Genomic DNA, 24339 nt, shown 5'->3' on the forward strand with positions numbered 1-24339 from the left:
CTTAAATTAATAATAAAACATTGTTTATTAAGCACTTGTTTTAAGTTTGGGCAAGTCCTTTTACCGAAAAAGGACTAACAAATTTTACAGAAAATCGGTCATTAAATTTTTTGCAGGCAACATCTTTATTAAATTTGAAATTTATTTACATAACACAATATAGATGAGGTTATACCAAAAAAATTGGAGAAAAATTTTCTTTTTTTTAATTATCGTAGTTTTTGCAAGAGTTAGCGCGCAGAATCCTGAAGAATACAATAAGATTTATACAAAAACTTATATTGACATTTCCCAGAAAGATTTTCCCAGAGCACTGAAAATCGCTGATTCGCTATTCAGTATATCAGAGACTCCCCGTTTCAAGGTAAGAAGTCTGATGTTATCTGCGTCATTATTACAACAATCAGGCGATATCAAAAAGGCTATTGGATATGCCGTTACAGCGCAACAGATAAGTAATGAGAGTGATGATCTCATATGGAAAGCCAAAATATCAGGTTTTCTCGCCACTCAGTATCGCCAATTAAAACTTTTTGAACAATCCAAAAAGTATATCGATGAAACGATAGAAGCAACAAAAAAAATCAAAGATCAAAAAATCATTGATCAGACAATGGGTTTCATTATGCAAGAAAAGGCATACTATGAACTTGAGATGAAGGATTACACAAAATCGATCTCTTACGTTTTGGAAGCTCAAAGATATTTTGACCTGAACGGACAAACCAATCCTTTTATATTTGCCAATAACAATCAGCTTTTAGGTTTGAATTATTATTATCTCAAAGAGTACGATAAGGCACTTGGCTATTATGACATAGCACTCAAAAATCTAGGGCAAATGCCGGACAATTTTATGAAAGCACTTGTTATCAATGGCATTGCTCGAATATTTATCGCAAAAAAAGATGTTGGTCAAGCAAAAAAAAGATTGGATGAGGCTAAACGTCTTGCAGAAGAATCGTCATATTTAAGTTTAAAGAGTGAGATCTACGAAACTTCTCAAGAGTATTATTCTTTGATCAAGGATATTGATAAACTTCAAGAGACCAAGGTCAAGCAAGACTCGATTATTGACAAGATCGAAACCAATTCATCATCGTTCATAAGTGCCTCTGTTTCAAAACTTATCAAAAACAATGATGATATAAAAAAGGAAACGGAGAAAAAAAACATTGCAATTTGGATAGCATTGTTGCTTATTATCTCGGGAATAGTTTACTTTTTTTTATATAGGAGAAAGCAAAAAGACAATTTCAATAAATTCAAACAGTTCATGGAAAATCAGATCAAGACCCAGGACCTGAATTTTGAAATTCCCCCAAATAATATCGACAACGAGCTCCATCATGAAACCAATTATGACAATCGATCGGAAGGTTCTGAACAAAATACAATGATGACACCTGCGACAGAGAAAAAAATACTGCTTAAGCTTGAGAAGTTTGAGCAATCAAAATTATTTACCCGTAGCACTGTTTCCCTCCCGTATTTGGCCTCTTATTGTAATACCAATACAAAATATCTTTCTTATGTTGTGAATACCTATAAAAAGAAAGACTTTAAAAATTACATCAACGAATTACGTATCAAATATATCATCGATAAATTAAAAAATGACCCTCAATATCATAAATATAAAATTTCTACACTAGCTGAAGAAGTTGGATTTTCTTCCCAAAGTAAATTCGCTGCTGCATTTAGGAAAATAACAGAACTATCACCGTCACAATTCATCGAACATTTAAAAAAAAGCTCTAATTTCCAAGCAAAATAAGCAATGAAGCAATAAAACAACTTTTCTTTTCCACGAAAATGTATATTGCTGATTTCTAAAGCTTACAATTGTTTTATTTTCTAGTTTTTATCCACTTTTAGTTATTCATTTTCCCGAATACGCACTTAACAATGTTTGTTTAAAGCCTTTTCCTGCCTGTATTTTCGCAAAAAGTTTCTTGTAACACGACAAAATACGAATGATGAAAAAAGCATTTACTTTTCCCGATCTCATATTGGGAAAAGTATTTTTAAGGTATGGTCTCTCACAAATACGATTGAGCAACGTGGGGTTATCAAATACTTATTACAGCCTCCATCAAAATAAATTCTATCATATTTTATATCAAGTCAAATCGGCTTTTAGATCTATATCAAATGAGTATCTACACTATTGTTACAAAGAATACACATAGCCACATCTATATTTCTCAATACCCACAAACACAAATCAGACTGAAAACACATTTATATTCTATACCTAATGAACACAAAAATGAAACAAAAAACTTTACAAACTTTTGGTATCTGGCGAATTATGCTGATAACCCTATTGCTGGTCAATAGTAGTTATCTCTTTGCAGATGGGTCAAAAAACCTTTATCCTGGTGGTGTCTCCGGAGGAAGAGCATTCTTGTACAGTAATTCGTATAATGGGACTTCCGGATCAACCTTGGCGTCTTGGCCTTTTAAAACCACAGGAACTCATTATGCATATGTTAATGCAGGAGAAATATTACATGTCGCCTCCAGCGCCCAGGGAATTGGGAACGGAAGAATTACTTTGACAGCCCCAAACGGTACCGTATATACATCAGCAAATAATACAACAGGACAAATAAGTAGCAGAGCCGCTGAATTGGCCGGGCCTAGATTATCTTCACAAGGAACGGGAGGCAATCGATATTCTACATTTAACAGGACAGCAGCATCTGACCAAGTAGGGATTTGGAAAATAGATTTTTTACCAACGGGTGATGTTAACTCATCTAGCTCACCTTCTGTCACCAGCGTGGCAGCAGACTCCAATTGGACCCAGGGAACAAGTACAGAGCTGATCGCAGCCTGGGATATTTCAGTAGAATCTTCAGGAGCATGGGTATCTGGACGTGTCTATACCAATGTTGTGAATCTCCATATAAGCAGTGGTCAAACTTCAGGATTTTATGGAGAATTATTTGCACTTACAAGGGATGGCTATATCTATAGAGTGAATAACAACGGCAGTAATGGTGTTGGTTTTACTTTTTTCGTGAATAACCGTGGATTCATATCCGGAAATAACAATCTCTATAAGAGTATGGATTTTTCGAGTGGTATATCATCGTATGTTCAGCCACCAACAATCGCTGATACAGCACAGAATATAACCTATAAAATATTCTATGCTCAACCAGCATCCGATATGCCGACAAGTGCAAGTGGTAGCGTACCTGGAAATAGTACATGGCTTAAAAATAATGTTATAATACCTACTGTAAATAATGTAGCACTTGTGGGAGCAGAAAGTACACCAGGACAAGTAAGCAGTATCAAAGGAGGTTATATCAATTTCAATGCTGCTGTATTAGGATCATACACAGTTAGTATTGAAAGTTTATCCACTCCGGCGAGTTTTGCAACAAGAACATTGGCGGGAATAGCAGATGCTGGTGCCAATACTATTTTTTGGGATGGGAAAGATGGGAATGGTAATACTTTGCCACAAGGGGATCAACCTATCGACATAAAAGTACAGCTACGTGGTGCTGAGGTTCATTTTCCATATATCGATATGGAGATCAATCCATCTGGTATCATATTGGAACTTTTAAATGGGATGGACCCATCCAATGAGCGGTTCCGGGTATATTGGAATGATACTGATATCACCATCTCTTCTGGCAATAATCAAGGTAAAGCTTCCAATCCCCTCAATACAAGTGTTAATGGTTCTTTAAGCGGACCTACAGGAACAGGAGGACATATGTGGGGCCAACAGACAGCGAATACAGCCCCACTACCAACAGCCAATCTTGGAAATGGGTTTGGAAATGAAAAATCGATAGATACCTGGTCATATATCAAAGGACCAATAGCGCAATCTGATACGTCTGTAACTGTTAAGACAGCCGACCTGCAAGTTACAGCATTAACCGTGGATAAAACCAATGTAACTACAGGAGACGACCTTACTTATACTATCAAGGTAAAAAACAATGGTCCCAGCGATGTACAAGGTGCTCCTTTTACTTTTACTCTCCCTTCTGGGTTAGACCCTAAATCATTTATTTTCACAGGGAACTCTTGTGGTAGTCAATCTGTAGCATTAACATATAATTCATCTACCCATACTTATTCATCAGAGCTAGACCTTCCTAATGGGTGTGAAATTACTTATTCTATCACAGTAACTGTTACGAATGGGGCAACTACAGGAAGCATTCAGTCACAGGCATCAATACTTCGCCCTAATGATGTTACAGATCCAGATGCTACAAACACAACACCTGGCGTTCCACCAACAGATGCTGAATATGAATGTACCAATAATGGACTAGGAGGAAATTGCAATAATATTTTGATAAACAATACAGTTTCATTCACTCCCGGAGAGGTATGTACAGAGCCGGTCAATGGTAATACCTTTCAATGGAATTATTCTGCTTCCTCAGAGCCTTTTATAACTCAGAATGTGATACAGCCTCCTTCTAATTATGGTTTTGTGCTTGATATATATGAACTGGACAATTCTTTTAATTTAAATATAAACGGAACTCTCATTGCCGCACAGGAACTTCAGTTTCAATCTTCCGGGACATCCGGTATCAATGTTCAATTTGCCGATGGGGATCATTATGAAACCAATACAACCCATAATGGAACATCAGCCGCTATTTGGCAAATGAGAGGAAATGCAGAAAATCCATTGATCCGTATAGTTATCAGCCCATCAGGAGCAATCTCACTTTTTGGCAGCAAAGACTCTTATGGTCCACTATTTCCTCTTGTTCTAACAAATGGGAATACATTGAATACAATCACTTGGAATAATTCAGGCATGAACAATGTCACTGTGACACAAAATGTCGTGGGTGTTACTATCATGGATGGTTACGGTTATGGATTGAATATCGCTCCGTGTGCGTGCTACAGACCGCCAGTGATCACTGGTAATGGTCCAGATACAACGACTGGGATAACACTTTTGAAAAGGGCGGGAAGCGATGATTCGGATAATTGGCCTATGGTAAGAAAATCAGGACACATTGCTTTAGAATCCAATACAAAAGGGTTTGTAATCACCAGACTTTCAACGATTGATATTGAAGGACAAAATAGTCCTACCGTTATTGCACCTAAAATAACCAGCCCTCAAGAAGGCATGATGGTATATGACACGACAGCAAAATGTATAAAAATCTATCATGATGGGATTTGGAGTTGTTTCAATAAGCCGGCTTGTCCATAGTTTATTTGTAAGAAAGTATAAAAAATTAATTCTGCTCTTTAAAATTATATTTAGCATTTTTCAAATTGTCTAAAAAAATATATCGGGTAAAAATCAATAAATGAAAAAAAATGAAAAATTTATTTTTAGCAATTTCCTTGGCATTTTACAATTTTAGTTTTTCACAAGTGATCTTTGGGAATACGACAGGAACAGTTCCTGCAGGACAAAAAAACTCTGTCCTTCTCGAATTTGCCACTGGACAGAACAAAGGTATCATTCTTCCTTATGTCAGAACGGTACCTTCCGGGTCCGGTTTGGTGGAAGGCACATTGATACTAGATGCAACAGATGCTACAAAAGCAAAAATAAAGTACTACAATGGGGTGACCTCTGCGGAATCGCCAGATGGATGGATGGACTTAAGCAATGGTAATACGGCCGACATTACCACAGCTATGGGTATACAGCCGACTTCAGCTGTGGTCACCGAGGAGTCTGCTGCCAAAGTTATTATTGGATCAGACACAACTAGTGCAGAGGGCGTCTTAGTACTAGAATCCGATACAAAAGCAATGGTTTTACCTATGGTAAATAGCACTGACGATGTTCCGGACCCAGCTCCCGGAATGCTGGTATATATCAATAAAAGCGGAGCTAAAAGGCTTGCACTTTTTAATGGCGGAGGTTGGACATTTTGGAAACCATGATCAAGAATTCTATTATTTTATAAATTTTGCCAGATAGTTGTTTTTTATAGGAAATATCATTTATCCTTTAATTTGTGTTTTTTGACTATCTGGCTTTATCATTACATCAATGAAAGTAAGCAATAAAAAAAATATCGAGGCTATAGGAACATTATTGTTATTTTTAATACCCACGAACTTAATAATTATAATATGGTATCTCCTGGTGTTAAAAAAAACAGACGTGGTTTTCTTTTCCTTTCTGGTATTATTGATTATAATAGCCTTTTTTCTTGCAAAATTAAGATATACTGAATTTGAAAATTCTGGTTATGTTGTGACTATTAAGAAAAAACATCCACTCAGGGCAGACAGTTTTGTATTTCCAGTTTTAGAATTTCCAATAGCTTTATTACAGCATTCTTATCTGAAAGGGAATACTATTTACTTGAATATTACCACTTCTGAATCTGAAAAATTATACGTTTTCAGAATGTCATTAATTGGATTCAATTCAAAACAACGTGTGGAAATTCTTACATCATTGATAGAGACGCTTAAAATATTAAAAGAATAATGTTGCTGTTCAATTTTAAAATAATTGGATTTTTTAATTAAGATCTCTGTTGAATTTTGAACCAAAAATTTGGTAATTAAAATAGGTGGCTGAGAATTTCTACACTGTTCATAAATTATTTTAAAGAGTGCAAATTCTATTTTCATTTACAAGACAATTTAATTATTATGTTTTAACATTACCCAGATAAAACAATCCAAAGAAGAAATTATAAGTATGAAAAACTATTTTATTCTATTCTTCTTTGCTTTCAACATTCTTATTTTTTCTCAAACCACAAAGAATTATAATATAGATGGCACATCCCGAAAAGCAATCATCTACGAACCTACTGCAAAATCTGATAAAGTTCCGGTGGTCTTTGTTTTTCACGGTCATGGTGGCAATGCTAATTTTGTAAGTAAAAGGATTGATGTTCAAAATTATTATAAAGAGGCTTTAGTAATTTTTATGGAAGGCCTACCTGGTAGAAAAGTTCCGGGCATTGACCCGAATGGTAGAATGAATGGCTGGCAGATTTTTACCGACGATTTGGAAGGTCGTGATATCCAATTTTTTGATGAGGTCTTTTCGGATATTCATAGGCGTTATAAAATAGATGATAGTAGGATCTATCTCATCGGTCATTCCAACGGTGCCAGATTTGTAAATGTACTTTGGAAGATGAGAGGCGACAAAATCACAGCTATCTGTTCTGCATCTGCACAAGGCGGCAATCTTATTTCCGGTGCTGTTCCTATTTCGGTCTGGATGTACATCGGAAACAATGACAGAATTGTTTCTCCACAGAATCAGGAGCAGTCTATCCCAATTGTCAAAAAAAATCTTGGAATCACCGATAAAGAAAAAACAGGAGGAGACAAAACCTATTTCACAGGAAAAAACAACACAGAACTTGTTCTTCAGCAAAGCGATGCCGGTCACGAGTTTCCAAAATCCTCACTTGCTGATATTGTAGTGTTTTTAAAAAAACAGGCCAAGAATTAACGTTTAATTATTTTTGATTTAAATTTTTCGGGTAATAAAATTATCTTATTTTTGATACTAACAAAAAAATAATAAACTATGAATTGGTATTTAAAAGTTCTAAAACAATACGCAGATTTTAACGGCAGGGCAAGACGAATGGAATATTGGATGTACACATTGTTCAATGCTCTATTTTTAATTGCAGCAACTATTCTTGACAATATATTGGGTCTGAATTTTTCTTCCGAGATTCGTTACGGATTTATCTACCTAATATATTCTTTGTTCACGCTTCTTCCTGGATTGGCAGTTGCTGTGAGAAGACTACATGATGTAGATAAGAGCGGATGGTTTATTCTAATCGCTTTTATCCCATTGATTGGCGCTATCTGGTTACTTATTCTATTTTGTACAGAAGGAACGCCTGGCAAAAACCAATATGGTGTGAATCCTAAAGAAAATTACCACGAAATCAACGAAATTGGACAAAAAGAATTATAGTTTTTTAATATTGCAAAACAAAAACCTCTCAAGTGATTGAGAGGTTTTATTTTATATAAATCCAGACCAATAAATCTGTTATCCAAATCTTACTTACATATACGCTTCAATCGGCTCACAAGTACAAACCAAGTTTCTGTCGCCATAAGCTTCATCCACTCTTGCAACAGTTGCAAAGAACTTGTGCGTTCTTACCCATTCCAATGGATAAGCAGCTTTTTCTCTTCCGTAAGGTTTGTCCCAACTGTCAGAGATAACCAATTGCTCTGTATGGGGTGCGTTTTTCAGAACGTTGTTTGTCGCATCAGCTTCTCCGTTGGCAATCTCATCAATTTCATTTTTGATGCTGATCAAAGCTTCTGCAAAACGCTCGATTTCTTCTTTGCTTTCAGATTCTGTTGGTTCGATCATCAATGTTCCGGCTACAGGGAAACTCACTGTTGGAGCGTGGAAACCATAATCCATTAATCTTTTTGCAACATCAGCCACTTCAATTCCCAAAGATTTGAACTGACGGAAGTCTACGATACACTCGTGTGCTACTCTACCATTTGCGTTTGCGTAAAGGATTGGGAAATGTTCTGCCAATAATTCTTTTAGATAATTAGCATTAAGAATTGCATATTCAGTAGCTTTTTTCAAACCGGAAGTTCCTAATAATTTGATGTAGGCATAAGAGATATTCAGAATCAATCCAGAACCGTAAGGTGCTGCAGAAATCCCTTCAATCGCATCTTTTGTTCCTACCGGGATATTCGCATTGGTTGGAAGAAATGGAACCAAATGTTCAGCCACGCAGATCGGGCCAACACCAGGACCACCACCACCGTGAGGAATTGCAAAAGTCTTATGAAGATTCAAGTGACAAACGTCTGCTCCGATATTTCCCGGACTTGTGAATCCAACCTGAGCATTCATGTTAGCACCGTCCATATAGACTTGTCCGCCGTGTTCGTGAATCAGTTTTGTAATTTCTTTGATATTCGCATCGAAGAATCCGTAAGTGGATGGATAAGTAATCATCACACAAGACAAGTTTTCAGAATGCTGTTCTGTCTTCGCTTTCAAATCTTCAAAATCGATTTCTCCATTCTCAAGATTTTTCACAACTACGATCTTCATTCCCGCCATTGCTGCAGAAGCCGGATTGGTTCCGTGTGCAGATTGAGGAATTAACACAATATTTCTATGACCTTCTCCTCTATTCTTATGATATTCGCGGATGACCATTAGTCCTGCATATTCGCCTTGCGCACCTGAATTTGGTTGAAGTGATGTTCCAGCAAAACCAGTGATCTCAGCCAGATCTTTTTCAAGCTGCTTTATCATTTGCTGATAACCTCCAGCCTGTTCTGTCGGGATAAATGGATGGATACTTCCCCATTCTGCCCAAGACAACGGAATCATTTGCGTTGCCGCGTTCAGTTTCATTGTGCAAGAACCCAAAGAAATCATAGAATGTGTCAAAGACAGATCTTTTCTTTCCAAACGCTTGATGTAACGCATCAATTCAGTCTCCGTATGGTATTTGTTGAAAACTTCTTCTTTAAGAATCTCATCTGTTCTCAACAATTCAGCCGGAATCGAATATTCTTCTTTGAGCGTCAATTTATAACCTTGCTTCGCTTTGAATTGAGCAAAGGCTTCAACCAATTTATTTAATTTTTCAACCGTTGTAGTTTCATTGATAGAAATACTTACAATCCCTTGAGAGAAATAATTAAGATTGATTTTCTGGTCTCTCATCTTCATCCTCAAAGATGTTTTTTCCTCCTCATGAAGTCTGAACTTTACTGTATCGAAAACAGGTTCGTCAACAATATCATAACCCAAAATTCTCAAAGCATCTGCTAAAGCATTGGTCTTATAATGGATTTGGTCAGCGATAAAATTAAGACCTTTTGGGCCGTGATAAACAGCGTACATCCCTGCCATTACAGCTAAAAGAACCTGTGCTGTACAGATATTAGAAGTTGCTCTTTCTCTTTTGATATGCTGCTCTCTGGTCTGAAGTGCCATTCTCAATGCACGTTTTCCGTACATATCCTGAGAAACACCGATAATTCTTCCAGGAATATCTCTTTTATAATCGTCTTTACAAGCAAAAAAAGCTGCGTGCGGACCACCATAACCAATTGGAATACCGAATCTCTGAGTCGTTCCAACAGCACAGTCTGCACCCATTGAAGCTGGAGATTTCAATTTAACCAAAGACATCGGATCGCAAGCTACAACTACCTGCAAATCGAATCCTTTTACAGAAGAAATGAAATCTGTATAGTCCAGAACAATTCCGTTTTTCCCTGGATATTGTAACAACACGCCATAATAAGAATCATTGAACTGATGCGTTGCGTGATTTCCTACAATAATATCTATTCCAAGACCTTCTGCCTTTGTTTTAAGAACAGAAATCGTTTGTGGTAAAACCAGATCGGAAACAAAAAACTTGATAGCTTCATTTTTCTTTTGGTCTTTCGTTCTGTTGTTGAAGAACATATGCATTGCTTCTGCAGCGGCAGTCGATTCATCCAAAAGTGAAGCATTTGCCATTGCAAAACCAGTCAGATCACAAACCACAGTCTGGAAGTTAAGAAGCGCTTCCAATCTACCTTGTGCGATCTCCGCCTGATAAGGTGTGTAAGCTGTATACCAGCTTGGATTTTCAAGAATATTCCTTTGGATTGGAGAAGGCAGTATCGTGTTGTTATACCCGAATCCGATGTAAGTATCAAAATCGACATTCTTAGATGCCAGATCTTTGGAGTGAAGCAACATTTCGTACTCAGAAAGCGGCTCAGAAAGCTCCAGGTCTTTTTCTAATCTGATACTGTCAGGAATGGTTTGAGAAATGAGTTCATCGATACTGTTAACCCCGATCTTGTCTAGCATTTCCGCTTTATCAGTTTCATTTAGGCTGATGTGACGGTTTACAAATTGCTGTGTGTTCATTATATACTTTAGAAAATTAGATTTTAATAAAATTGGTTTGTAAATTTAGTGAATTTTGCAAAAATAAAAAATCCCTATTTGTACAGAGATCTTATATTTTAAACTTATTCGTGATGATACATTGCATCGATGATACTTTTGTATTTTTGAATTACAATATTTCTTTTGATTTTGAGCGTTGGTGTGATCTCACCACTTTGAATTTCGAAATCAGCAGGCATCAAAACGAATTTTTTGATTTTCTCAAAACCAGGAAGATCCTTCTGGATGTCATCGATCAATTGATGATAAAAAGAAAGTACCTTTTCGTTCTTCACGACTTCTACCCAATTGGTAAATGTCACACCTAAACTTTTTATTTTCTCCGTCATCGATTCGAAATTGGGAACAATAACTGCAGTTACATAAGGTTTGTCTTCTGCCACCAACATTATCTGATTGATGTAATTGTTATTCGAAAACATGTTCTCAATCGGTTGTGGTGCGATATATTTTCCGTTGGAAGTTTTCATCAGGTCTTTGATTCTGTCTGTGATCACAAGATTGCCTTCTTCATCCATAAAGCCAGCATCACCTGTTTTCATCCAGCCATTTTCATCGAAAACCTTGGCTGTTTCTTCCGGTTTGTTGTAATAACCTTTCATTATCCCGCTTCCTTTCACAAGGATCTCATCATTCTCTCCAATCTTGATTTGAGAATCTCCTAATAATTTCCCGGCAGTTCCATATTTATATTTTATAAAAGGAAAAGCGGTGATTGTAGCAGTCGTTTCCGTCATCCCATAACCAACTGTGATATGGATTCCCATTGCATCAAAAAACTGTGTCACTTCTGCTGAAATAGAAGCACCTCCACAAGGCATAAACCAAAGTTTACCGCCCAGTTTTTTCTTTACTTTACCAAAGACCAGAGCATTGGCGATTTTATTTTTAATATTAAGCCCAAAAGGAATACTTTGATTCAAACGTTTTTTTTCAGAAACCAAAGCACCATTTTCAATCGACCAACTGAATATCTTCTTTTTCAAATCTGAACCTGAATTGACCATTTCGTTTAGTCCGGCATAGATTTTCTGATAGAATCTTGGAACCGAGCACATCATTGTCGGTTTGACCTCGGTCAGTGCAGATGCAATCAGTTTTGGGTTCTCCAGGAAACTAACTTTTGCACCAAAATGTAAACAAAGTAATGTCCAGCTTCTCTCAAAAACGTGTGTCAAAGGTAAAAATGCCAACGAATGCTCTTCCTCAAAATTCCTGAATTTGAAAAACTCCATATGCGCATCAAATGCTTTTATGAAATTAGAATGCGTAATCATCACACCTTTCGGAACCCCGGTTGTTCCTGACGTATAAATCAATGTTGCTAAATCATCTTCTCCTCTTTCAACAATTTCCAAATCTTCAGATGCAGACTCGATAAAAGTTTCTAAGTAGGAAGAGTTTTCCTTTAACTTGATATATTTTTTCGAAACAATGATCTGTTTAAGCGGTAAACCTTTGTTCAAAAGATTCTGGCAGACATTGTATTGTTCCTGATTTCCTGCAAAAATAATTTCTGCTCCGGAATCTTTGATGATATATTCAACCTGGTCTTCGCCATTGGTAGAATAAACCGGAACTGTAACCGCTCCAATCGCCATAATCGCCAAATCAAAAATGATCCATTCCGCAGAATTATCAGCATAAATAGAAACTTTATCGTTCTCTTTTACACCATTTTCTTTAAGTGCATTGGCCGTTTTATAGACAATTCTTTTGAGTTTGTACCAGCTGAGTTCTTTCCATTCATGGTCTTTTTTGAAACCTATGGCGGGTTTTTCCGGAAATTGGTTAACGTTTTTTTGAAGAAAACTAGTAACGTTGCTCATTAATGATAGTTATGATTTTAAGGATTCCGTATAATTTTTCAGATGAAAATCCACACTTTCATCAATAGGAATGAATTCGTAACCTAAAGTTTCACGAATTTTTTTGTTTGTTATTTTCGAGTCTGATTTGACGGTCTCTACATTGGTTTTATTTCCCAATTTCAAGATTGGAATAAACCAACCAAAAATCATGGAGAAAAATGGTAACAAATCAAGAATCGAATTTGATATGATCTTTACCGGACTTTTTCCGAAGACCTTCCGCACTTTATCAGAGATCGTTTTGTATTTTACATTTTCTGAAGTGACTATGAATCGTTGTCCAAAGATTGATTTTTCCATTAATTCAATCGCAACTTTAGCGACATCCCTTACATCTACATAAGCTGTAGAGCCTGGAAATGTAAAACGGTTTGACAGTTCTTTGAACAATTTCCCACTGCTGTGATTCCAGTTTCCGGAGCCGATGATCAAACCCGGATTGATGATAACTGTATTAAGACCTTCATATTGTGCGCGCCAGACCTCCATCTCGGAAACATATTTGGAAATCGCATAATCGGAATGGTGAAGTTTTTCATTGAAATCAGAATTCTCATCCATTTCACCCTTTTCATTAAATCCATCCAAAACTGCTATGGAACTCACAAAAAGGAACTTTTTGACTTTCAAAGGGTCGATTGCGAAGAGTAATTTCTCCGTTGCCTCAGAGTTATTTTTGTATAGACTTTTTTCATCTTTTGGATCGAAGCTCACTTTTGCGGCACAATGATAGACTTCGTCCACATCTTTCAGAACATTTTGAAGTGAATCCAAATCTTCGAAATCAACATCCATCCACTCTATCTGATCAAAATAAAAATCAGGTCGCTCGGTATAAAACCGATAAGATTCTGAAACATCTTTTAAGTTGCTGGATTTTCGTTTGGTCGCACGGACTTTCTTTCCCTTTTTCAAAAGTTCAAGAGCAATAACTCTCCCCAAAATCCCTGTTGCGCCAGTTATTAGAATCATTCTTTAATAGATTTGATTTTTAAAAATCTAACGATGAAAATAGAATTCGCTAAAGAATATGCGAGAATCACACCAATGAAATACCAGAAGCTTCTGCCATCCAAAAACCATTCTCCATGACCAGAAAGTGAATCTCTGAGGACAAAAAACAGCAATACGATCAAAAAAATATTGATGAGAACAGAAAAAATCAAAATGATCTTATAAATGGTTTCTTGGTATTTTTTCATTTAGGAATTACAAAGATAATTTAATTCTGCAAAAATTCTTTCACAGCAGCGTTGAAATCAACAGGATTATTGGCCTGAACCCAATGTTCCGCATTTTTTATTTTGATGAGTTGGTAATTCGGGAACTGTTGTCTGATCAAAAACTCATCCTGTGGAAGTATATAATTGGAATTGGCTCCGGCAATGAATAAAGTCGGACCATTAAAAACCCCGAACTTAATTGCATTGGAAACAAATTCTGTATATTTTGCAGCAAGAGTTTCAAGATTGAATCTCCAGGCCAGTTTTTTCTCCTCCGTCCAATATAAATTCTTCATCAAAAACTGAATCACAAACTTCTCGTGAATATATTCTCCAAGAACTTTTTCTACATCCTGACGAGATTCAACCGTAGAGAAATCAACAGTTTGAAGCGCTTTGATAATTCCCTGATGGTGTGGCGGATAGGCTTTTGGAGAAATATCTGCAACGATTAGCTTTTCAACTCTTTCAGGAAAATTGATGGCGAATTGCATCACCGCTTTTCCACCAAGCGAATGTCCGAGAAGATTGGCTTTTTCGATCTTATGAAAATCCATATAATTCAGAATATCGTTGGCCAAATCATCGTGCGTCATAGAATCTGAATGAAAACTGCGGCCGTGATTTCTCAAGTCCAGCAAATGTGTCGGCATCAATTCCCCAAATTCTTTTCCAAAACTTCCCCAGTTATCAAGCATTCCGAACAATCCGTGAAAAACCAAAAGTGGCGTTTCCGTTCTTTCTTCTCCGTATATTTTTGAATGTAAAATTTCCATCAATAATAAAATATAATTACCACTTCGCCAATCTCTTAAGATAAGCCTGAACCGTATTTTCCAAACCAAGATAAAGTGCTTCCGAAATCAAGGCGTGACCAATGGAAACTTCCAACAGGTTTGGGATGTTATCTGCAAAATATTTTAAGTTGTCTAATGACAAATCGTGTCCAGCATTGATTCCTAAACCAAATTCGCTTGCAACAACAGCTGTTTTAAAATAAGATTCTACAGCAAATTCTTTATTGCCAGGATAATGTTTGGCGTAAGCTTCTGTGTAAAGCTCGATTCTATCCGTTCCTGTTTCTGCCGCGAATTTTACCATTTCGGGATTCGGGTCAAGGAAAATAGAAGTTCTGATTCCGGCGTTTTTGAATTCTGTAATAACAGATTTCAAGAAATCAAGATTCTTTTCACAATCCCAGCCCGCATTGGAAGTGATTGCATCATCAGCATCGGGAACCAGGGTCACTTGCTCCGGTTTAATTTCCAGAACCATATCGATAAAAGGTCTGTGAGGATTTCCTTCGATATTGAATTCCGTTGTTACCAAAGGTTTCAAATCGTAAACGTCCTTTCTCGTGATATGTCTTTCGTCCGGTCTTGGATGGATGGTAATTCCCTGCGCTCCGAATCTTTCCAAATCCAAAGCCACTTGTGTTACACTTGGAACATCGCCTCCTCTGGCATTTCTAAGCGTTGCGATTTTATTGATATTGACACTAAGTTTGGTCATAACTCCTATAAATGATAATTAATAATTGATTTTAAACTTTTTGAACGATATCAAGTTCAAACTCTTTTGCAGCCGATAACAAATGGTCAAAAATATCAGACTGGATATTCTCGTATTTCTCTGTATCAGCCTCGGTTGCGAAGCAATAGATTTCCAAAGGCAAACCTTCCGGCGTACTTTGCAATTGTCTCACAAGGATAATTTCTTTCTGGTCGATTTTGTCGCTGTTGTTAAGATAGTTCTGAACATATTTTCGGAAAACACCAATGTTGGTCAACTGAGTTCCATTGATGATCTCGTCAGGATTTTCCATTGATCGTCTTTCTTTCTCTATCTCTTTTTCCTTAAGGCCAAGATAAGTTTTGATAAGATTGATTCTCTTCAATCGGTTCATCAAATCATCGTTCACAAACTTCAGAGATTTCATATTGAAAACAATCGATTTTTTGATCCTTCTCGTATTTTCGTCAGAGATCACCTGATAATTCTTGATTTCTGTCGTTAATAGATCATAGGTCGGAATTGTCGAGATCGTTTTGTCAAAATTTTTGATCTTTGTTGTCAAAAGGTCAATTCCCTCGATATTTCCTTCAATATTGTATTTTGGGATTGCTACCCAATCGCCAGGCTTCAGGTTTTTGGAAGTAGCCACGTGGATTCCCGTTACAAAACCTAAAATCGTATCCCGGAAAATCAGAACAATTACAGCTGTGATAGCTCCCAAACTTCCTAAAACCGTACTGCTTGCAATCCCAAAAATGACACAGATAGCAATGACACTAAAGATGAAAATTCCGAAAATCTTTACCGTTTGAGTAATGGAATTGATCGCAAGGATTTTATAGTAATCTTTCTGGATCTCGTAATAAGTCTGCAAAACTCTTATGAAACGGAAAGCCATGTTCGCAATCGCCCAAACAATCAGGAAACCTATCATTCTTTCGAGAAAAACAAAGCTTTTAGGATGTCTGTAAAAGATAGAAAACAAGGCATAATTCCCGAATCCCAAAGCCAGAATACTAGCCACAGAATTGGTAACTCTGGCTTTGTAGATCGACTTCATCACGGGATATTTTTCCTTATCAAAAAAGAATCTGAAAATCAGGTTGATCCCATTTTTCAGGATAAAAGAAAGCAAATAAATAAGGAATATCAGAAGGACAAACTTAAGTGTAATCTGAGTCGACAAAACAAACTCATCAGGAAAAAAGTCTTTGCAGAAGAAATGAATTTCATCACTGATCCGCTGAAGAAAATCTTTGTAATCTATAAGTTCATTTTTCATTGAAGAGAATTATTTCACAAATTTAAGGATAAAAAAAATTCTTTTGGCATTACTTTGAATGTTGTATTTTTAAATAAATTTAAAAATAATGGATTCTGTATTTATAGACATTATCGCTTTGGTTCTCCTTTTTGTAGGAATGTTGGGAACTTTCCTTCCTGTTTTGCCTGGCTTATTATTGAGTATCTGCGGATTACTGATATTCAAATTCGGGACAGAAAACGAAATGCCGATGATGTACGTTTGGATTTTTGTTTTACTGACATTAATTTCAACAATCCTGAATTATGTAATTCCAGCCAAAACCAACAAAAAATATGGCGGAACACGTTACGGGAGCATTGGTTCTTTCATTGGAACACTTGTCGGGTTATTTTTTATCCCGATTCCGCTTGGTTTTTTGATAGGAATGTTATTAGGTGTTTTCCTTGGCGAATTATTGCACGACATTAATGATAGGAAAAAAGCTTTCAACTCTATGAAAGGAGCTTTTATCGGATTTGTTTACGGAACGGGATTTAGTTTGATGGTCGGACTGGCAATGTTTTTGGTTGTTGGTTATTATATTTTCTTTTAAAATTATAAATGATGAATATCAAAACACTTTTATTCGCTCCGGTTTTATTATTGATGAGCAATTGTACGACGCAATCTCAGACTCTGAATTCAGAGAACGGAAGCAACACAATTACAATCGGAATCAATAAAACGGCAAAAATCCCGAATTCTAAGATCAATCTTCACTTCAAAGAAATTACGGAAGACAGCCGTTGTCCGGTTGATGTGACTTGTGTCTGGGAAGGCATTGCAACAGTTAATATTGAAGGAACTTCTGGAAGTCAGAAAACCAATTTTCAGGTTGGGACGAGAGATTTTTTACCAAGAAATGTTAGCAAGTCTTTCAGTTTTTCAGGATACAGATTTACATTAACCGATTTGAAACCCTATCCTGGCGGAAAACAAGAAAGCGAATCTGTAACTTTTAAGTATGAGAAAGAGGAATAATATCCAATCAAAAAATTCTATAACTATCCATTCTCAAACTCAAATCATCCCCAAACAATTGGCTTTTTACCTTTTTCTAATAGATAGTTATTGATTTTTGAAAACGGTTTGCTTCCAAAAAAGCCTCTGTAAACAGAAAATGGAGAAGGATGCGCTGACTGAATGATGAAATGTTTGCCTTGGTCAATCAATACAGATTTTTTCTGTGCAAATGCTCCCCAAAGCACAAAAACTACATTTTGTTTTTTATCAGAAATTTGCTTGATAATATAATCTGTAAACGTTTCCCAACCGAGGTCTTTATGAGAGTTCGGTTCGTGTGCTTTTACGGTTAAAGTTGCATTAAGAAGCAGAACACCTTGCCTTGCCCAATCCTGCAAATCTTTGTTTTTTCTTTCGATTCCAATGTCATCTTTTAGCTCAATAAAGATATTTTTGAGTGAAGGAGGCGCAGTCACATTTTCTGAAACAGAGAAACAAAGCCCATTAGCCTGTCCATCATTATGATAAGGGTCTTGACCGATGATAACAACTTCCACATCATCAAATTCCGTCAATTCCAAAGCTCGGAAAATCTCATTTTTTGGTGGAAAACATTTCGTCGAATTATATTCAACTTTTACCTTATTCCAAAGATTTTCAAAATAGTCACTTTCTTTAATTGGTTTCAAAACTTCTTTCCAGGTCATAGTCATATTTTTTACAAAATTAAATTTACAAATCGATTAAAGCAAATCCGCTGACTTTTCCAGTGAATTAAAGTTAATTTCTCTTAAAAGGTCTTTGGCTTAATTTTTAATGTAATAAATTCGAGCAAAATTTAACATTTATCTGTAAAAACAGCTCAAATTAGAATGAAAATCTGGAACAGTTTTATTTTTTCAATAATTTTTATGGCCAATTTATCCGCACAGAACACCATCATCGTTGGAACTTATACGAATAGTGATAAGTGCAGCAGTGGTGGAATTTATGTTTTTGATTTTGATGAAAATACTTACAAATACAATTTGAAATTCCATACAGAGAATATAATCAATCCAAGTTTTGTAAGCCTTAGTCCAGATAAGCAATTTCTTTTTTCAGTTAATGAAAATGGCGAAAAAAGTACAATCACGTCATTTGAAATTGATGAAGCGAATGGAACTTTAATCAAAAAAGACGAGAAAAAAACGCAGGGGGAAGACCCGTGTTTTATCATTTCTGACGACCAAAATATAATTGTTGCCAATTATTCCGGTGGAAGCATCAATGTTTTCAAAAGATATGTTGACGGAAAATTATCTGATGTTTTTCAGAATATAAAATTTGAAGGTGTTGGTATGAATCCAAAAAGACAGGAAAAATCACACATTCATCAGGTTCAGTTCTCCCCGGATATGAAATATGTTTTGGCAACCGATTTGGGATTGGACAAGATCTATGTATTCAAATATAATAAAACCGGAGAAGAGGTTTTGGAAAAAGCGGGGGAATTTGATGCGAAAAAAGGCTCTGGCCCACGACATATTATTTTTAATAAATCTGGAAAATTAATTTATCTCGTCCAGGAACTCAGTGGAGATCTGTCTGTCTTGAGTTTCAATGAAGGAAAAATTGAATTAATTCAAGAAGAAACCTTGTTGTCAAGAAAAGTTAGGTTTAATTTCAGAGCGGCTGATATCCATTTGTCTGATAATGAGGAATTTTTATATGTTACGAATCGTGATGATGCAGATGACATCACAACTTTCAAAATCTTGAAGGATGGAAAAGTGAAAAAAATTCAGCAAATCAAAACAACCGGGCGAAATCCCCGAAATTTTGCCATCAGCCCAAATAATAAACTGGTTTTGATCGCGAACCAGGATACGAATAGAATCAATATTTTCAGTAGGGATCTCAAATCGGGAGAATTGACTCCCACAAAGAAGTCCATCCCTGTTTGTGCACCCGTGAATGTTATTTTCTATGAAAAAGGAAAATAATTCATTACAAGTATAATATTTTAATAAAATTTTAGTTTTAATAGCTTAATGTTCGAAGACTCGATGTTTGATAAAAAATTTATTCTTTCATTTTTTCTGATTTGGTGTTCCGGATTGCTTTTTTCGCAAACCGAAAAAGAAAATGAAATTGAAAGCGTTACCATTAAATCGGTAAAAAAGTATAAAAATAAAAAAGAAAATCCGGCTTATGCGATCATGCAACAGGTCTGGAAAAAAAAGAAATCCAACGGACTTCTTCTCCATAAGGACTATAAATATAAAACTTACGAGAAAATCGATTTCCGATTAGATAATATCGACAGTTCTTTTACGAAAAAGAAAGTATTCAGAGGTTTGGATTCTATCATTTTCAAATACAACGATTCTTCTGAGATTGCAGGAAAAGCAGTTTTACCACTTTTTATTACAGAAAGTATCACCCAGATCTACGGGAAAAATGACCCTAAAAAAGAAAGGAAAGACCTTTTGGCTATAAGGAATTCCGGACTTAAAAACAACCAGATCGTTGCGAAGACAATCCAGAACATGTATAAGGACATCAACATTTATGATAATACGATCAATTATCTGAATCTTGGTTTTACAAGTCCAGTTTCCACAGACGGTTTCGGCGTTTTTGATTACAATATTACAGATACGATCGAAGTAAATACGGTCAGAAGTTACGAGATCCGGTTCACGCCTAAAAATCCTGAGGCATTAGCTTTGAAAGGGCGACTTTATATCTCGATGGACAAATATAATGTGATGAAAGTGGAGATGGAAACGAATAAAAGGATCAATATCAACTTTGTGAAAAATATTGCTACCGATCTAGAATTCGATAATCCAGATGATTCTACATTTATTCCGACCAGAAATGAGACTACGCTTAATCTTGTCCTTAATGATAGAGATGGTGCAAAAAGTGTGATCGCAAAACGGGTTGCGAATTATTCCAATTATGAGTTCGATAAAGGGATAGATGATTCCTTCCTTAATAAAGTCTATATACCGGAAGACTATTTGGTTGATAAAGATGAAAATTATTGGCTGGAAAACAGAACCGAAAAACTGACAGAAAGCGAACAGAATATCTACAAAATGTATGACGAACTGGAAAACGTTCCGAAATATAAACGGATTGTAAAACTGGTCCAGATCGGTAACACAGGTTATATTCATTTTGGAAAATGGCTGGATTTTGGAAATATTTTCCAGACTTGGGGATATAATGATATAGAAGGACTGAGACTAAGAGCCGGAGCCAGAACTTATTTTGGAAAGAACGATATGTGGAGGGTCCAAGCTTATACCGCTTACGGTTTCCGTGATGAAAAATGGAAATTCGGAGGTGAGGCCAAATATATGTTCAATAAAACCAATCGTTTCCAAATTGGTGCAGGTTACAGACAAGATGTTTTGCAGCTTGGAGTTCAATTAACAACCGATGAGGGAATCATGACCCGTTCATTTGCCTCTTCGTCTGTTCTTAACAGCGGTGAAACAACATCGATGAGTTCTGTGAAACAATACAATTTCTTCACAAGTATAGAGCCTTGGAAAAACTTCCAGATCAAGTTGGATGCAACCACACAAAACATCAGATCTGCCGACTCCGATCTTTTCAATATCGATTATTACAGACAAGGTGTTCTGCGAAATGATTTGAACGATACAAGATTTACAGCGACCATTATCGCAAGACCCGGAATCAAATTTTCCACTTATGGTATTGATCGGTACGAGATGACCGCCTTGGCAACCAATCCAACTTTAATTCTTAAATATACAAAAGGGGTCGGAGGCGTTTTCGATTCGGACTTTAATTATAACAAGCTTCAGTTTTATTATTATCAACCGGTGATCTTAGGAAACTGGGGAAGATTATTTGCCAATGTGGAAGTTGGTAAAAACTTTGACGCTCTCCCACTCGCTTTGCAAAATGTCTTGCCCGCCAACCAGTCTTATGGTCTGGTAAGAGGTGTTTTCTCTTTGATGAATTATTATGAATTCGTTGCAGATTCTTATGCAGTTTTGTTTTTGGAACACCACTTCAATGGAAAAATTCTTTCTCAAATCCCACTAATCAAAAAATTGAAATTAAGAGAAGTTGCATTTTTTCGCTCGGGAGTTGGAAGCCTGAAACAAGAAACCATCAATATGAATGCAGGAAGTATGAAATTGACTGCTCCTGACAAGCCTTATTACGAATATGGTTTTGGGATCGAAAATATTGGTTGGGGCAATTTCAGAATATTGAGAGTCGATTTTAACTGGAGAGGAAATTATCTTAATCATAATACTTCTGCAACGTCCGAAGTTAGAAAATTTGGTGTTCAGTTTGGTTTCCAGATGAATTTTTAGGAAATTTGTGACAACACAGATTTAATTCCGTCAGGTTTAATTCCACATTAATTCTTCACCAATGAAATTCCAAAAAATATTTATATTATTAAGTCTCTTAATTTTCAAAAGTCTATATTCACAAAGACAGTTTGTATTTTTTGGTTCTTATAATTGGGACAAAGGTTCAGACGCGGTTTATGTTTATGAACTTGATATGAAAACAGGAAAACTGACGAAAGTTACTTCCTCTTCTGATGTTATCAATCCGGGTTACATCACTGTTTCGCCTGACGGAAAATATATCTACGCTTCATCTGATGCTAAAACTCCAAATTACGGAACAGTAAGTTCCTTTGCTTTCGATGCAGATAAAAAATCCTTGACTTTCCTCAATCAACAAAAAACCGGTGGCGAAAATCCCGTTTATGTGAATGTTGACAAAAATGGAAAATGGCTCATTAATGCAACGTACAATCAAGCAACGATTTCTGTTTTTCCGCTTCTTGAAAATGGAAAAATTGATTCGATAGCGCAACATTTTACATTCACAGAAGGAAGTGGCGTTGACCCGAAAAGACAGGAAAAAGCGCACACACATTCTGCGGTTTTTTCACCAGATTATAAAACTGTACTTTTTGCAGATCTGGGTACAGATAAGATTTTGCAATATCCTTTTGACCCAACACAAAAACAACCTTTGATTGACAACCAAAGTACTTTCATCAATACAAAACCGGGAAGCGGACCGAGACATATCACTTTCAGCAAAGATGGAAAATTAGCTTATTCTATCGAGGAATTGGCTGGGATGATCTCGGTTTATGATTTTTCTGAAAACAAGTTGGAAGAAATCCAGAGAATTCCGACACATCCGGACGAAATCAAAGACGGTTTTGAGAGCTCGGATGTTCATATCTCTCCGGACGGAAAGTTCCTTTACGCGAGCAATAGAGGGAAAGAAAACAATATTGCAATTTTTAAAATCAAAGAAAATGGAACTTTGGAATCCATCGGATATCAATCTGTGAAAGGGAAACATCCGAGAACTTTCGCAATTGATGAAACTGGAAAATTCATTATTGTTACAAACGTAATTTCTCAAAACGTAACCGTTTTTAAAAGAAACTTAGATACAGGAATGTTGAAGAAAGTGAGAAAACCAGTCAAAATCAAAAATGTGACTTGTGTGAAGACGAAGATGTATTGATTATTTGATAGCAATTGGCTACCTGCCTTTAACTTAAATAAGCATATAAAAGTCGCAAAGGAAAACTTTTGCGATTTCTTTTTTATCCGTTAGAAACTATTCTTGCGCCTTTGCGTTAAATATAATTCTATCTTTGCAAAAAAAATCGGAATTGGACGTTAGAGCAAAAAAACATCTCGGTCAGCATTTTCTTACAGACCAGAATATCGCACGTGACATTGTAGATTCGCTTTCTTTGGAAGGTTATAAAAAAGTTTTGGAAGTGGGCCCTGGAATGGGTGTTCTTACAAAATTTCTTCTGGAAAAGGACGTTGAAACTTACGTTGCTGAGATTGATAACGAGTCCATCGATTATCTTAAAAAACATTATCCGAAATTAGAAGAACAGCATTTCGTTGGAGATTTTCTGAAAACTGATATTCCAACAGTTTTTGATGGTGAAGAATTGGCTGTGATCGGGAATTTCCCTTATAATATTTCGTCTCAGATCTTGTTCAAGATCATTGATAATTTCCAATATGTTCCGGAAATGAGCGGCATGTTCCAAAAAGAAGTCGCAGAGAGAACAGCGGCAGTTCCAAGGACAAAAGATTACGGGATTTTGTCGGTTTTGGTTCAGGCCTATTACGATGTGGAATATCTTTTCACGGTTCATGAAAATGTGTTCAATCCGCCACCAAAAGTGAAATCCGGTGTTATTCGAATGACCAGAAATCTGAAACCAGGTTTGGCTGGAAATGAGGTTTTGTTCAAACAGATCGTGAAAGCCGGATTTGGACAGAGACGCAAAAAAATGAGCAATTCTTTGAAAGTTCTTGGTATTCCTGAAGCTATGAGTTCACATCGTTTTCTTGACATTCGTGCGGAGGAATTGTCTGTTGCTGATTTTATTGATTTTACGAATGAGTGGAAGGCGAGTTTTGGAGTTTGAGAGTTTATAAAAAATGCTTTATAAGCATAATATTTTCATTCCGTAGGAATCTA

At 36.2% G+C, this 24339-nt stretch carries 20 protein-coding genes; 12 read left to right on the forward strand and 8 right to left on the reverse strand.

Going from position 1 to position 24339, the window contains the following annotated elements:
- Window positions 1-163: 163 nt before the first annotated feature.
- The 6 genes from BLT30_RS13265 (at window position 164) to BLT30_RS13290 (ending at window position 7942) form a co-directional block, all read left to right on the forward strand.
- The gene (locus tag BLT30_RS13265; RefSeq protein ID WP_089874019.1) at window positions 164-1777 is read left to right on the forward strand and encodes a helix-turn-helix domain-containing protein; all 1614 of its coding nucleotides are present in this window, start codon (window positions 164-166) and stop codon (window positions 1775-1777) included.
- A gap of 495 nt (window positions 1778-2272) precedes the next feature.
- A complete protein-coding gene (locus BLT30_RS13270) occupies window positions 2273-5227 on the forward strand; it encodes a DUF11 domain-containing protein (protein ID WP_175487192.1) in 2955 nt (984 codons plus the stop codon).
- A gap of 110 nt (window positions 5228-5337) precedes the next feature.
- The gene (locus BLT30_RS13275) at window positions 5338-5916 is read left to right on the forward strand and encodes a hypothetical protein (RefSeq protein WP_089874021.1); all 579 of its coding nucleotides are present in this window, start codon (window positions 5338-5340) and stop codon (window positions 5914-5916) included.
- Window positions 5917-6025: 109 nt separating this feature from the next.
- Window positions 6026-6472 (forward strand): hypothetical protein, encoded by a 447-nt coding sequence (locus tag BLT30_RS13280; protein WP_089874022.1) that lies wholly within the window; start codon window positions 6026-6028, stop codon window positions 6470-6472.
- A gap of 216 nt (window positions 6473-6688) precedes the next feature.
- Window positions 6689-7459, forward strand: a complete 771-nt coding sequence (locus BLT30_RS13285; RefSeq protein ID WP_089874023.1) for a CE1 family esterase — start codon at window positions 6689-6691, stop codon at window positions 7457-7459.
- 78 nt (window positions 7460-7537) lie between these two features.
- Entirely contained in the window at window positions 7538-7942 is a 405-nt protein-coding gene (locus BLT30_RS13290) for a DUF805 domain-containing protein (RefSeq protein WP_089874024.1), read from the forward strand.
- 93 nt (window positions 7943-8035) lie between these two features.
- On the opposite strand, the gene gcvP is transcribed toward BLT30_RS13290, so the two are convergent.
- From gcvP to BLT30_RS13325, 7 genes are all read right to left on the reverse strand, one after another.
- Window positions 8036-10894 (reverse strand): aminomethyl-transferring glycine dehydrogenase, encoded by a 2859-nt coding sequence (gene gcvP, locus BLT30_RS13295; protein ID WP_089874025.1) that lies wholly within the window; start codon window positions 10892-10894, stop codon window positions 8036-8038.
- Window positions 10895-10998: 104 nt separating this feature from the next.
- Window positions 10999-12765: an AMP-dependent synthetase/ligase gene (locus BLT30_RS13300; RefSeq protein WP_089874026.1), complete on the reverse strand. Its 1767-nt coding sequence runs from the start codon at window positions 12763-12765 to the stop codon at window positions 10999-11001.
- Between the two features lie 9 nt (window positions 12766-12774).
- Window positions 12775-13779: an NAD-dependent epimerase/dehydratase family protein gene (locus BLT30_RS13305; protein WP_089874027.1), complete on the reverse strand. Its 1005-nt coding sequence runs from the start codon at window positions 13777-13779 to the stop codon at window positions 12775-12777.
- A complete protein-coding gene (locus BLT30_RS13310; protein ID WP_089874028.1) occupies window positions 13776-14009 on the reverse strand; it encodes a hypothetical protein in 234 nt (77 codons plus the stop codon). The genes BLT30_RS13305 and BLT30_RS13310 overlap by 4 nt, the downstream gene beginning before the upstream one ends.
- Before the next feature lie 20 nt (window positions 14010-14029).
- Window positions 14030-14806: an alpha/beta fold hydrolase gene (locus tag BLT30_RS13315; protein ID WP_089874029.1), complete on the reverse strand. Its 777-nt coding sequence runs from the start codon at window positions 14804-14806 to the stop codon at window positions 14030-14032.
- 16 nt (window positions 14807-14822) lie between these two features.
- The gene (locus tag BLT30_RS13320) at window positions 14823-15542 is read right to left on the reverse strand and encodes a pyridoxine 5'-phosphate synthase (protein WP_089874030.1); all 720 of its coding nucleotides are present in this window, start codon (window positions 15540-15542) and stop codon (window positions 14823-14825) included.
- Window positions 15543-15573: 31 nt separating this feature from the next.
- Window positions 15574-16827 (reverse strand): mechanosensitive ion channel family protein, encoded by a 1254-nt coding sequence (locus BLT30_RS13325; protein WP_089874031.1) that lies wholly within the window; start codon window positions 16825-16827, stop codon window positions 15574-15576.
- Between the two features lie 88 nt (window positions 16828-16915).
- On the opposite strand from BLT30_RS13325, the gene BLT30_RS13330 reads away from it, so the two are divergent.
- Both BLT30_RS13330 and BLT30_RS13335 read left to right on the forward strand, forming a co-directional pair.
- Window positions 16916-17404 (forward strand): DUF456 domain-containing protein, encoded by a 489-nt coding sequence (locus tag BLT30_RS13330; RefSeq protein WP_089874032.1) that lies wholly within the window; start codon window positions 16916-16918, stop codon window positions 17402-17404.
- A gap of 8 nt (window positions 17405-17412) precedes the next feature.
- Entirely contained in the window at window positions 17413-17832 is a 420-nt protein-coding gene (locus BLT30_RS13335; RefSeq protein ID WP_089874033.1) for a hypothetical protein, read from the forward strand.
- Between the two features lie 44 nt (window positions 17833-17876).
- Here BLT30_RS13335 and BLT30_RS13340 read toward each other — a convergent pair whose 3' ends face one another.
- On the reverse strand, window positions 17877-18521 hold the full coding sequence (locus BLT30_RS13340) for a uracil-DNA glycosylase (RefSeq protein WP_089874034.1): 645 nt from the start codon (window positions 18519-18521) through the stop codon (window positions 17877-17879).
- Between the two features lie 204 nt (window positions 18522-18725).
- On the opposite strand from BLT30_RS13340, the gene BLT30_RS13345 reads away from it, so the two are divergent.
- From BLT30_RS13345 to rsmA, 4 genes are all read left to right on the forward strand, one after another.
- Window positions 18726-19799, forward strand: a complete 1074-nt coding sequence (locus tag BLT30_RS13345; protein ID WP_175487193.1) for a lactonase family protein — start codon at window positions 18726-18728, stop codon at window positions 19797-19799.
- 48 nt (window positions 19800-19847) lie between these two features.
- A complete protein-coding gene (locus tag BLT30_RS13350) occupies window positions 19848-22166 on the forward strand; it encodes a DUF5686 family protein (RefSeq protein ID WP_089874036.1) in 2319 nt (772 codons plus the stop codon).
- A 61-nt stretch (window positions 22167-22227) separates the two neighbouring features.
- Window positions 22228-23355: a lactonase family protein gene (locus BLT30_RS13355; protein ID WP_089874037.1), complete on the forward strand. Its 1128-nt coding sequence runs from the start codon at window positions 22228-22230 to the stop codon at window positions 23353-23355.
- A gap of 151 nt (window positions 23356-23506) precedes the next feature.
- Complete coding sequence (gene rsmA / locus BLT30_RS13360) at window positions 23507-24286, forward strand: 16S rRNA (adenine(1518)-N(6)/adenine(1519)-N(6))-dimethyltransferase RsmA (protein ID WP_089874349.1); 780 nt, start codon at window positions 23507-23509, stop codon at window positions 24284-24286.
- The last annotated feature ends 53 nt before the right edge of the window (window positions 24287-24339 follow it).

Source organism: Epilithonimonas hungarica, assembly GCF_900102265.1.
GTDB classification, from domain to species: domain Bacteria; phylum Bacteroidota; class Bacteroidia; order Flavobacteriales; family Weeksellaceae; genus Epilithonimonas; species Epilithonimonas hungarica.